This window comes from Mycobacterium sp. Marseille-P9652 (genome assembly GCF_902652685.1).
Classification (GTDB): Bacteria; Actinomycetota; Actinomycetes; order Mycobacteriales; family Mycobacteriaceae; genus Mycobacterium.
The window spans coordinates 22783-35070 of sequence record NZ_CACRUY010000032.1; the positions used below are offsets into that span (position 1 = coordinate 22783).

Genomic DNA, 12288 nt, shown 5'->3' on the forward strand with positions numbered 1-12288 from the left:
CATTCGAGATGGCCGACACCTCACTCCCCGACCACCTACCCAACCTCCGCAAGGGCGGCAAGCCTCCGCACCCATCGTGGCTTCCCAGGCAGCGCCGCGGCACCACCCCGCAGATGATCGGGCGCTACCCCGACTACGACGTCCTCGAGACCGCTGACACCTGGGACGAGGCGACCAGGAAGGTCGTGCTGTCGCGGCTGGAACCGCCTGCGCCACTGCGGTTCTTCACCGCCGACGAGGAACCGACGCTGCGCGCGTTCTGCGATACCGTGCTGGCGCAGGACCGCGAGCCGCGGGTGCCGGTGGCCGAGTCCGTCGACGAGAAGCTGGCCGCCGGCCGCCTCGACGGCTATCAATACGCCGACATGCCCGACGACCGCGACACCTGGCGGCTGGTGCTGCGGGCCCTCGACGAGACGGCCGCCAAGCGCGGCGCGGCCTCGTTCGTGGCCGCCGAACCGGAGACGCGCGAGGCGATCGTCGACCGGTTCTCGAAGGGCGAGCTGGAGGGCGGCACGTGGCAGCGCCTCAATGTCAAACGCGCGTGGTCGGTCTGCATGCGAATGGTGTTGTCGGGCTTCTACTCCCACCCGTGGGCGTGGAACGAGATCGGCTTCGGCGGCCCGGCCTACCCGCGGGGGTTCATGCGCCTCGGCGGCGCCACCGGCCCGGCCGCGGTGCGCGAACCGTACGAGAAGCGGGGCGCCACCCACGAGGATCCCGTGCGGGTCGTGGAAAGCGGTGAGCTCTGATGGGCAAGTTCTGGCGCGGCCTGCTCAAGGGGGCTATCGGCCCCGCCGACAACGACTCCCGCTTCCTGCTGGACGTGCATTCGCGCGACCTGCCGGGGGAAAAGACGATGCGCCGCTACCGGGACGACGACGAAGTCGACCTGGTGATCGTCGGCGCCGGTGCCGGCGGTTCGGTGCTCGCGCAACGGCTTGCGCGCGCCGGGTGGCGCATCGTCATCCTCGAGGCGGGACCGTTCTGGCATCCCGACGAGGACTGGGTGTCCGACGAGGCCGGATCGCACGCGCTGTACTGGACGCAGAAACGCATCATCGGTGGCGACGACCCGATCGAGATGGGCAAGAACAACTCCGGGCGTGGCGTGGGCGGTTCGATGGTGCACTACGCCGGCTACTGTCCGCGGTTCCACCCCAGCGATTTCCAGACCTACACCCTCGACGGGGTCGGGGCGGACTGGCCGATCGGCTACGACGACATCCGCCCGCACTACGAGCGGGTGGAGGCCGAGCTGCCGGTGGCCGGACAGGACTGGCCATGGGGCTACCCGCACCGCTATCCCTATTCCCCACACCCGATCTCGGGCGCGGCGGCGAAGTTGTGGCGGGGCGCGCTGGACCTCGGCATCGACATGCGGGTGGGTCCGGTCGGCATCGTCAACGGCACCTTCGGCAACCGACCGCACTGCATCTACCGCGGCTACTGCCTGCAGGGCTGCAAGGTCAACGCCAAGGCCAGCCCGTACGTCACGCACCTGCCGGACGCGCTCGCCCACGACGTGGAGATCCGGGCCAACTGCATGGCGGCCCGCGTCGAGCTCGACGAGGCCGGGCGGGCCCGCGGCGTCGTCTATTACGACGAGGCCGGCGGCACCGAACGGCTGCAACGGGCCCGGGCGGTGGCGATCGCCGGCTACTCCATCGAAACGCCGCGCCTGCTGCTGAACTCGGCCGCCGGCCGCTTCCCGAACGGGCTGGGCAACAACGACGATCAGGTCGGCCGGTACGTCATGGTGCAGGGCGCCACCCAGTCCGCGGGCCGCTGGTCCGAGGAGGTCCGGATGTACAAGGCGCCTCCCCCGGAGGTGTCGTCCGAGCAGTTCTACGAGACCGACCCCTCGCGCGGGTTCGCCCGGGGCTTTTCCATCCAGACCGTCTCACCGCTGCCGATTGGGTGGGCCGAACACGTTCTGGCCGAGGGACATTGGGGCCGCGCTCTTCGCGAGTACATGCGCGACTACAACCACTGGGCCACCGTCGGCGTGCTCAACGAGCTGCTGCCGCTGCCGGACAACCGGGTCACCCTCGCCGACGAGCAAGACCCGTACGGCATCCCGGTGGCCCGGTTCGACTACAGCCTGTGCGACAACGACAAGGCCAACATGGCCTACTCCAGCAAGGTGATCAAGGACATCCTGCACGCGGCGGGCGCCCAGGACGTGCTGACGATCCAGCGGTTCGCCCACCTGATCGGCGGGGCGCGGATGGGCACCCGCCCGGACAACTCCGTGGTCGACGCCGACCACCGCGTGTGGGGGGTGCCCAACCTGTTCCTCACCGACGGCTCGGTGTGCCCGACGCAGGGCTCGGCCAACCCGGCGCTGACGATCATGGCGCTGGCCTCCCGCCTGGCCGAGAGGCTGGCGACCGGGAAGATTCGCGCCGACGCGCCCGGCGACGCACGCGTGCAAAGGTCGACGGCGGGTGCCCGTGGCTGAGGACACGATCGACGTCGTGGCGGCCTACCCGCCGCGGGTGCTGCGCGAGTACGCCCTGCTCGCCGACGGCGAACGCGGCGCGCTGATCGGGCCGCAGGGCGAGGTGACCTGGATGTGCGCGCCCCGCTGGGATTCCGACGCTGTCTTCTCCACGCTGATTGGCGGCGGCGGGATCTATGCGATCACCCCCGTCGAGGCGCGACACGTCTGGGGCGGTTTCTACGAGCCACGAACGTTGATCTGGCACAGCCGGTGGGTGACCCACGAAGGCGTCGTGGAATGCCGGGAGGCGCTGGCCTTTCCCGGAGATCCCGACTGCGTGGTGCTGCTGCGGCGGATCACCGGTTGCCGCGGTGGCGCGCGCCTTCGGGTGATGCTGGAACCGCGAGCGGGCTTCGGGCGCTACGGCATGAGCCGGCCGAAGTTGCGCGACGGGATATGGACCGGGGATTCCGGACCGCTGCACTGGCGGTGGACGGGCGCCCCGGACGCGCGGCCAGTGCGGTCGGCGCACGGCCCGGGCCAAGTGCTCACGTGCGATATCACCGTCGGCGAGGGTGAGTACCACGACCTGGTGCTGGAGCTCTCCGAGCGCCCGCTGCCCGACCGGCCACCCGACCCCGACATCACCTGGGATGCCACGAGGGATGCCTGGCACCGCAGCATGCCGGAACTCGACTTCAGCATCGCGCCGCGCGACGGGCGGCACGCGTACGCGGTGCTCCGCGGGTTGACCAGCGCCTCCGGCGGCATGGTCGCCGCCGCCACCATGAGCCTGCCCGAGCGCGCGCACACGAATCAGAACTACGACTACCGCTACGCGTGGATCCGCGACCAGGCGTACGCCGGGATCGCCGCCGCCTCCGCCGGCGAGACCGAACTGCTCGACCGGGCGGTCACGTTCGTCGGCGCAAGGTTGCTCGAGGACGGGCCGAACCTCAAGCCCGCCTACACCGTCACCGGCGGCCCTGTGCCGGGCGAGCAACGCCTTGATCTGCCCGGCTACCCCGGCGGCAACGACAAGATCGGCAACTGGGTCAATCAGCAGTTTCAACTCGACATCTTCGGCGAGGCGCTCCAACTGTTCGCCGCCGCCGGACGCGCCGACCGGCTCGAGGGCGACGGCTGGCGCGCCGTCCAGGCGGCCATCGCGGCCATCGAGAAACGGTGGCGGGAGCCCGAGGCCGGCATCTGGGAGGTCGGGAACGGGCACTGGACGCAGTCGCGGCTGGCCTGCGTGGCGGGGCTCCGCAAGATCGCGGAGCTGGCGGGCAGCGGTCCCGAGGTCGCGACCTGCGCGCCGTTGGCCGACGCGATCCTGGCCGAGACCTCCGCGACCAGCCTTCATCCGCGCCATGGTTACTGGCAGCGCAGCCCCGAGCTGGACACGGTCGACGCCTCGCTGGTGCTGGCCCCCGTGCGCGGCGCGCTGACCGCCGTGGATCCCCGCACCCAGGCCACCATCGAGGCGGTGCGGCTCCAGCTCACCGACGACGGCTTCGTGTACCGCTTCCGCCACGACGAGCGGGACCTCGGTGACGCCGAGGGCGCGTTCGTGTTGTGCGGGTTCATGATGGCGCTCGCCGAGCACCAGCAGGGCCACCTGCATTGCGCGATGCGTTGGTTCGAGCGCAACCGCGCCGCCTGTGGGCCCCCCGGCTTATTCAGCGAGGAATACGACATCAACCAGCGTCAGCTTCGCGGGAATCTCCCCCAAGCGTTCGCGCACGCACTGCTGCTCGAGTGCGCGGCAACCCTGGTCGACGACGCGAGTCACCCCGAATCAAGGAAAGGCAGTTAGCGATGACACAGCACGTGGTGATCACCGGAGCGAGCGCGGGCATCGGCCGCGCCACCGCGCAACTGTTCGGCAAGCGCGGCGCGAACGTCACGCTCCTGGCCCGCGGCGCCGCCGGACTGCAGGGCGCGGCCAACGACGTCGAGGACGGCGGCGGCAAGGCGCTGGCCATCCCGACGGACGTGGCCGACTACCAGGGCGTCGCGTCGGCCGCCGACGAGGCCGAGGCCTCGTTCGGCCCCATCGACGTCTGGGTCAACGTGGCCTTCACGTCGGTCTTCGCGCCGTTCAGCGAGATCACCGCCGAGGAGTTCAAGCGGGTCACCGACGTGAGCTACCTCGGCTACGTCCACGGCACTATGGCGGCGCTGGCGAAGATGAAGCCGCGCGACCGCGGGACCGTCGTGCAGGTGGGCTCGGCGCTGAGCCAGCGGTCGATCCCGCTGCAGTCGGCGTACTGCGGCGCCAAGCACGCCATCAACGGGTTCACCGAGTCGGTGCGCTGCGAGCTGCTGCACGAGGGCTCGAACGTGCGGATCACGGTGGTGCAGATGCCCGCGGTCAACACTCCGCAGTTCTCCTGGGTGTTGTCCCGGCTGCCGCGGCACCCCCAGCCCGTCCCGCCGATCTACCAGCCGGAGGTGGCCGCCCGCGGCGTCGTCTACGCGGCCGACCACCCGGGGCGCAAGCAGTACTGGGTGGGCGACAGCACCGCGGTGACCCTGATCGGCCAGAAGTTCGTCGCACCGCTGCTCGACCGCTACCTCGGCCGCACCGGGTACGACTCGCAGCAGACCGACCAGCGCGTCAACGGCCAACAGCCGCAGAACCTTTGGCACCCCGTCGACGACGAGCCCGGCACCGACCACGGCGCGCACGGCGGGTTCGACGACAAGTCGCACGCGCACAGCCCGCAGCTGTGGGCCTCCCAGCATCCGGTCGTGAGCGGTTCCGGCGCCCTGGGCCTCGGCCTAAGTGCGCTGCTGGCCGCGCGCGGGGCCCTGCGGCGAGCGCGCTGAGGGGGCGGGCAATGTCGACCACCATCGACGTCGACGCGCGCATCGACGAGGTGACCGCGCGGACGTACGAAATCCCCACGGACGCGCCGGAAGCCGACGGCACCCTGTCCTGGTCGTCGACCACCCTGGTGCTCGCCGAGGTGGTCGCCGGCGGCCTGCGCGGCATCGGCTACACCTACGCCAGCGGCGCCTGCCGCGACCTGGTCACCGGACCGCTCGCCAGCGCCGTCTCCGGGCGCGGCGCGCTGGACATCACCGGCTCCTGGCAGGCGATGGTGATCGCCATGCGCAACAACGGGCGCCCGGGCCTGGCGTCGTGCGCGATCTCGGCGGTCGACACCGCGCTGTGGGATCTCAAGGGCAGGCTGCTGGGGCTCCCGGTGTGCCGACTGCTCGGCCAGGCCCGCGCCGACGTGCCGATCTACGGCAGCGGCGGCTTCACCACCTACGACGACCGCCAGACCCGCGCGCAGCTGGAACGCTGGGTCGGCGAGTGGCGGATCCCGCGCGTCAAGATCAAGATCGGCGAGTCGTGGGGCTCCGACGAGCGCCGCGACCTTGCCCGGATTGCCCTGGCGCGCAAGGTGATCGGGCCGGACACCGAGCTGTATGTCGACGCCAACGGCGGCTATCGCCGCAAGCAGGCGATCCGCATGGCCCACGCGATGGCCGAGCAGGACGTCACCTGGTTCGAGGAGCCGGTCTCTTCAGACGACCTCGCCGGTCTGCGCGAGGTGCGCGATCAGGTGAGCCCCGACGTCACGGCCGGTGAATACGGCTACGACCTCGCCTACTTCAACCGGATGCTGGCCGCCGACGCCGTGGATTGCCTCCAGATCGACGTGACCCGGTGTGGCGGCATCACCGACTGGGTACGGGCAGCGGCCGTCGCCGCCGCGCGCAACGTCGACGTCTCCGGGCACTGCGCCCCCAACCTGCACGCCCACGTCGCCGCCGCCGTGCCCAACCTGCGGCACCTGGAGTACTTCCACGACCACCACCGCATCGAGCACATGCTGTTCGACGGCGCCCTCTCGCCCGAGAGGGGCGCGCTGCGGCCCGACCCGCAGCGGCCCGGGCTGGGGCTGGATCTCAAGGAGAGTGACGCGGCAGGTTTCCGCGTGGCCTGACAAGGCAATACGCCGAGCGTGACCACTACCGGAGTTCATGCTCGATTTCGCTCTGCGCACGTGCGCGACGCGCGATGACGCGGAACAATGGGTATTGGAAACAATCCGCATGGGTAATTGTTAGGTCGGCGAGAGAGGCGACGGGCGATGACCGTGAACTTCGAAGACGAAACCGTACGCGACACCCCGGCGTCCAACGGCGACGCGCCGGCGTGCGACGAGTTCATGTCCGCGGCGGTCGAGGACCACGGGCTCGATGCGGTCGACATGGTGCTGGGACTTGGCCACCCGCAGACCGTGGGCCGGTTCCGGTTCTACGCCGACGAGCAGCGCTGGGAGTGGTCGGATGCGGTCGCGCGGATGCACGGCTACGAGCCTGGGGCCGTCGAACCGACGACGGAACTCCTGCTGCGGCACAAGCACCCCGAAGACCGCGAGCGCGTCGTGGCCGTGCTGGACCACGTCCACAACGGCAGGCCGTTCAGCAGCCGGCACCGCATCGTCGACACCTCCGGGCACACCCGCTGCCTGGTCGTGGCGGGCGACCGGATGGTCGACGAGGACGGCGCGCTGATCGGCACCTCCGGCTTCTACGTGGACGTCACCGACTCCCTGAGCACCGACATCACCAACGTCCTCTCGGCGGTCGCGGACGCCCGCGCCCGCATCGAGCAGGCCAAGGGCGTCCTCATGGCGGCCTACGGGATCACCGATCAACGGGCGTTCGACATCCTGGTGTGGCGGTCGCAGGAGTCCAACCTCAAGCTGCGGGACCTGGCCGGCCGTTTCCTGGACGCGGTCGTCGGCAAGGCGTCGCCGGAGACGCAGAGCCACGTCGACCAGGCGCTGCTCACCCTGGAGTAGCGCCGGTAGCCTCGGGCCCGTGGCGCACCTACTGGGGGCCGAGGCCGTCCACCTCGAATATCCGACGCAGGTGGTCTTCGAGTCCGTCACGCTCGGGGTCAACGACGGCGCGCGGGTCGGCATCGTGGGGCGAAACGGGGACGGCAAGTCCAGCCTCCTGGGCGTGCTGACCGGACAGGTGCGGCCGAACGCCGGCCGGGTCACGAGGCGCAGCGGGGTGCGGGTCGGCGCGCTGAGCCAGGCCGACAACCTCGAGCCGGATCGCACCGTGGGCTGGACGCTCGTCGGTGACCGGCCCGAACACCAGTGGGCCGGCGACGCCGGAATCCGCGACGTGGTCGGCGGCCTGGTGTCCGACATCGACTGGGCCGCGACGATTTCCACGCTGAGCGGCGGTCAGCGCCGGCGGGTGCAGCTGGCGCGGCTGCTGATCGGCGAGTGGGACGTCCTCGCCCTCGACGAGCCCACCAACCACCTCGACATCGAGGGCATCACCTGGCTGGCCGGACACCTGAAGCAACGCTGGGCGCGCAACACCGGCGGGCTGCTGCTCGTGACCCACGACCGCTGGTTTCTCGACGAGGTCTCCACCACCACGTGGGAGGTGCACGACGGGATCGTCGAGCCGTTCGATGGTGGGTACGCGGCCTATGTGCTGCAGCGCGTCGAGCGCGACAGGATGGCCGCCGCCGCCGAGGCCAAGCGGCAGAACCTGATGCGCAAGGAGCTGGCCTGGTTGCGCCGCGGCGCGCCGGCGCGGACGTCCAAGCCCAAGTTTCGGATCGAGGCCGCCAACGAGCTGATCGCCGACGTGCCGCCGCTGCGCAACACCGTCGAACTGGCCAAGCTGGCCGGCGCGCGGCTGGGGAAGGACGTCGTCGACCTGCTCGACGTGTCGGTCTCCTTTGGCGGCCGGCCGGTGCTGCGCGACGTCGAATGGCGGATCGCGCCGGGCGAGCGCACCGGCATCGTCGGCGCCAACGGCGCGGGCAAGTCGACGCTGCTCGGGTTGATCGCGGGCACGGTCGCCCCGGACAGCGGGCGCGTCAAGCGCGGCAAGACCGTGCGGCTGGCCGTGCTCGACCAGCAGGGCGAGCGCCTGGCGGCGCTGGCCTCCGACCGGATCGCCGACGTGGTGGGCGGCCTGCGCGGCGGCTACGAGGTCGAGGGGCGGGAGGTGACGCCGGCCCAGCTGCTCGAGCGCCTGGGGTTCGGGCGCGGCCAGCTCTCGGCGCGGGTCGGCGAGCTCTCCGGCGGCCAGCGACGGCGCCTGCAGCTGATGCTCACCCTGCTCGACGAGCCCAACGTGCTCCTGCTCGACGAGCCGACCAACGACGTCGACACCGACACCCTGACCGCGATGGAGGACCTGCTCGACTCCTGGGCGGGCACCCTGATCGTCGTCTCCCACGACCGCTACCTCCTCGAGCGGGTGACCGATCAGCAGTACGCCATCATCGACGGCCGGTTGCGGCACCTGCCCGGCGGCGTCGACGAATACCTGCGGCTGGCCGGGGACCGGGTGGACGAGGTGGCGTCCCCCGCCGCCCCGGTCGAGCCAGCGGGAATGTCCGGGGCGCAGCGGCGCGCCGCCGAGAAGGAGCTGTCCGCTGTCGACCGCCAGCTGGGCCGGCTGGCCGAGCGGATCGAGGCCAAGCACCACGAACTCGCCGGGCACGACCAGTCGGACCACGTCGGGCTCGCCCGGCTCACCCGGGAGTTGCGCGCGCTCGAGGACGAGGTCGCCGCGACGGAGAGCCGCTGGCTGGAGCTGTCGGAGACGCTCGAATAATTCCGATGGTGCGTCCGGGCAGGGTCGAGACGGTGGCGTGTGTGGGCTCGAGCACGACCGCGGCCAAGGGAACGTATCCCTGGATCCGGGAGCTGGAGAGCCGGCCGGGCAACGGCGCCTTCCGCTTCGTCAACCTGGGCGTCGGCGGCGACCTGTCGTTCCACGTCGCCCGGCGGCTGAGCCGCGTCGCCGCCGCCCGTCCCGACCGGGTGATCGTGCTGATCGGCACCAACGACGTCCTCGCGACCGTCTTCGGAAACTTCCGGCGCGTCGTCCGGGTGTGGAAGGGCCTGCCGGAGGAGCCGACGGTCGACGGATTCCGGCGCAACCTCGAGCTCATCACCCGGCGGCTACGGCTCGAGACCGGCGCCCGGATCGCCCTGTGTTCGTTTGCGCCGGTGGGCGAAGACCCGGCGTCGAACCATCCCGTCCAGGCGCGGCTGAACGCCCTGTGCGCCGAGTACTGCCGGGTCGTGCGCGAGGTGGCCGCTCGGGAGGGCACGCAGTACGTCGACTTCTACGAGGCGTTCCGCGGCGAACTGGTGCGCGCGAAAACGGCCAAGCCGTTCACCCGGTTCTCGTTTCCCGCGTTCTACCGTGATTACCTTGTGCGGGAGATGATCATGCGGCGCGGCTTCGACGAGATCTCCCGGGCGAACGGGTGGGAGTTCCACATCGACGGCGTGCACCTCAACACCCGGGGCGGCCGCATCCTGACCGACGCGGTGCAGCGGGTGCTCGACGCCCCGGGTGCGCCGTGAGCGGGCCGGTGCGATACCCGCCCGGCGAGGCCTTGCTCGCGTTGCATCGGCGGCGCGGCCCCGTCATCGATTCCGGCCTGGGGCGGCACGGCTACACCTACCTGCTGGGGCCCGAGGCGAACAAGTTCGTGTTCGCCAACGCCGACGCGTTCAGCTGGCGCGAGACGTTTCAGAACCTGGCCATCGCCGACGGCCCCACCGCGCTGATCGTCAGCGACGGCGACGATCACCGGCGCCGCCGCAGCGTCGTGGCTCCGGGGCTGCGCCACCGGCAGATCCAGGACTATGTCGCCACGATGGTGTCCACCATCGACGGCGTGATCGACGGGTGGCGGCCCGGCGATCGGCTGGACGTCTACCAGGAGTGCCGCTCGGCGGTGCGGTGCAGCACCGCCGAGAGCCTGTTCGGCCCACGCCTCGCCGCGCATTCCGACTTCCTCGGCGAGCAGTTGCAGCCGCTGCTGGACCTGACGCACCGGCTCCCGCAGGTGGTGGCGCTCGAGCGGCGGGTCCGCTCCCCCGGCTGGCGGCGGGCGACGGCCGCCCGCAGGCGCATCGACGAGGTGGTCGACGCCGCGATCGACGAGGCTCGACGCGCCCCGCGGCAAGACGACCACATGCTGACCATGCTCATCGAGGGCCGCGGCGACGAGGGTTACGCCCTGAGCGACAACGAGATCCGAGACGAGGTCGTCTCGCTGATCACCGCGGGCTACGAGACAACCAGCGGCGCGCTGGCGTGGGCGGTCCACTCGCTGCTCTCGTACCCCGGGGCCTGGGACACCGCCGCCGACGAGGTGCGCCGCGTGCTCGGTGGGCGCCCGCCCGCCGCGGGTGACCTGCCGGCGCTGACGTACATGAACGGCGTCGTCCACGAGACGCTGCGGTTGTATCCGCCCGGCGTCATCTCGGCCCGCCGGGTGATGCGCGACCTGTCGTTCGACGGGCGCCGCATCCGGGCAGGCCGGCTGCTCATCTTCAGCCCCTACGTCACCCACCGGCTGCCCGAGCTGTGGCCGGAACCGACCGCATTCCGCCCGCGGCGCTGGGACCCCGAGGCACCCGGGTACCGGAAGCCCGCCCCGCACGAGTTCATCCCGTTCAGCGGCGGGCTGCACCGGTGTATCGGGTCGGTCATGGCCACCACCGAGATGACCGTCATGTTGGCCCGGCTGCTCGCGCGGACCACGTTGCGGTTGCCGCCTCAGCGCATCCGCGCCGCCAACGTCGCCGCGCTGCGCCCCAAACCCGGGCTGACCGTCGAGGTCGCCGGCTCAACGCCAGCGCAGTAGCACGAGCTCCGAAGAGAATCCCGGTCCCATCGCCAGCATCAGGCCGGGGCTCCCGCTGGGCGGACGCTTGGCGATGGTGTCGCGCAGGATGTGCAGCACCGACGCCGAGGACAGGTTGCCGATCTCGCCCAGCGAGCGCCAGGTCAGGTCGAGCGCGTCCGGCGGCAGATCGAGAGTGTTGCTGATCGCGTTGATCTCCTTGGGACTGCCCGGATGGCTCACCCACGCGCCGATGTCGTCCTTGGTCAGCCCGTGTGCGGCGAGGAACCCGGTGACGTCACCGGCGAGGTGGCGCTCGATGACGTCGGTGAGCTCTGGGGACAGCACGAGCTGCAACCCCGAGGCACCCACGTTCATGCCCATGATGTGCAGCGAGTCCGGGTAGAGGCGGCTGCGGGAGTCGAGGACGTCGGGTCCGGTGGGGCGAAGCTCCTCGGCGCGGCGGTCCCCGACCGCCACGACCGCCGCGGCACCGTCCCCGAACAAGGCGCTTCCCACGAGGCCCGACACCGTCGGCTTGACCGCCGGGTAGGTCAGCGAGCACAGCTCGACCGCAACGAGGACCGCGACACCATTCGGCGCACCGCGCAGGTAGTCGTGCAGGCGGGCCACCCCGGCGGCCCCGGCCGCGGCGGCGAGCCCGAACAGCGGCACTCGGCGCACGTCGGGCCGCAAGCCGAGCCTTCCGACGATCCTGGCGTCCAGCGACGGGACGGCGACGCCGGTGACCGTCGTCGTCGCGATCATGTCGACGTTCTCCGGCCGCAGGCCGGCCTCGTCGAGCGCGCCGAGCAGGGCCTCGCAGCCGAGGTCGACGGCCTGCTCGATGAAGATCTCGTTGGCATCGCTGAAGTCTGTGAGCGAGGCGTAACGCTCGAGCGGCAGGACGAAGTGGCGGCTGTTCACCTTGGCGGCGGCGTGCAGGCGCCGGACGATCTGCTCGTGCTCTTTCAGACCGGGGAATTCGACGAATTGGTCGGTGATTTCGCTCTGGCTGTAACGGTGCGGTGGGAACGCACCGAACACACCGGCAACAACACTCATATGCCTACCTCTTCGGTGCTACAACTCTTGTCCCCGAATTGCACACCCCCCGATCGTCGAAGTTTATGCGCTCGCCTAACGACATGCAAAAATGCAGCCTTATTCAACACGTGTCAGATTTGGC

At 70.8% G+C, this 12288-nt stretch carries 10 protein-coding genes; 9 read left to right on the plus strand and 1 reads right to left on the minus strand.

Annotated features, from left to right (window positions below):
- The first annotated feature begins 8 nt into the window (after positions 1 to 8).
- From GPY60_RS16970 to GPY60_RS17010, 9 genes are all read left to right on the plus strand, one after another.
- Entirely contained in the window at positions 9 to 752 is a 744-nt protein-coding gene (locus GPY60_RS16970) for a gluconate 2-dehydrogenase subunit 3 family protein (protein ID WP_156688855.1), read from the plus strand.
- Positions 752 to 2464 carry a GMC family oxidoreductase gene (locus GPY60_RS16975; RefSeq protein WP_156688856.1) on the plus strand — a complete coding sequence of 571 codons (1713 nt, stop codon included), beginning with the start codon at positions 752 to 754 and terminating at the stop codon, positions 2462 to 2464. Before GPY60_RS16970 ends, GPY60_RS16975 begins: the two co-directional genes overlap by 1 nt.
- Complete coding sequence (locus GPY60_RS16980) at positions 2457 to 4265, plus strand: glycoside hydrolase family 15 protein (protein ID WP_231639696.1); 1809 nt, start codon at positions 2457 to 2459, stop codon at positions 4263 to 4265. Before GPY60_RS16975 ends, GPY60_RS16980 begins: the two co-directional genes overlap by 8 nt.
- Positions 4266 to 4267: 2 nt before the next feature.
- Positions 4268 to 5281, plus strand: coding sequence for an SDR family oxidoreductase (locus GPY60_RS16985; protein ID WP_156688857.1), 1014 nt, complete (start codon positions 4268 to 4270; stop codon positions 5279 to 5281).
- A gap of 11 nt (positions 5282 to 5292) precedes the next feature.
- The gene (locus GPY60_RS16990; RefSeq protein WP_156688858.1) at positions 5293 to 6411 is read left to right on the plus strand and encodes an enolase C-terminal domain-like protein; all 1119 of its coding nucleotides are present in this window, start codon (positions 5293 to 5295) and stop codon (positions 6409 to 6411) included.
- A 147-nt stretch (positions 6412 to 6558) separates the two neighbouring features.
- The gene (locus tag GPY60_RS16995) at positions 6559 to 7275 is read left to right on the plus strand and encodes a PAS and ANTAR domain-containing protein (protein ID WP_197283706.1); all 717 of its coding nucleotides are present in this window, start codon (positions 6559 to 6561) and stop codon (positions 7273 to 7275) included.
- 19 nt (positions 7276 to 7294) lie between these two features.
- Complete coding sequence (locus GPY60_RS17000; protein ID WP_156688859.1) at positions 7295 to 9067, plus strand: ABC-F family ATP-binding cassette domain-containing protein; 1773 nt, start codon at positions 7295 to 7297, stop codon at positions 9065 to 9067.
- Positions 9068 to 9072: 5 nt separating this feature from the next.
- On the plus strand, positions 9073 to 9828 hold the full coding sequence (locus GPY60_RS17005; protein WP_156688860.1) for an SGNH/GDSL hydrolase family protein: 756 nt from the start codon (positions 9073 to 9075) through the stop codon (positions 9826 to 9828).
- Positions 9829 to 9836: 8 nt separating this feature from the next.
- Complete coding sequence (locus GPY60_RS17010; RefSeq protein WP_156688877.1) at positions 9837 to 11120, plus strand: cytochrome P450; 1284 nt, start codon at positions 9837 to 9839, stop codon at positions 11118 to 11120.
- On the opposite strand, the gene GPY60_RS17015 is transcribed toward GPY60_RS17010, so the two are convergent.
- On the minus strand, positions 11103 to 12164 hold the full coding sequence (locus GPY60_RS17015; RefSeq protein ID WP_156688861.1) for a type III polyketide synthase: 1062 nt from the start codon (positions 12162 to 12164) through the stop codon (positions 11103 to 11105). The genes GPY60_RS17010 and GPY60_RS17015 overlap by 18 nt on opposite strands.
- Positions 12165 to 12288: the final 124 nt, after the last annotated feature.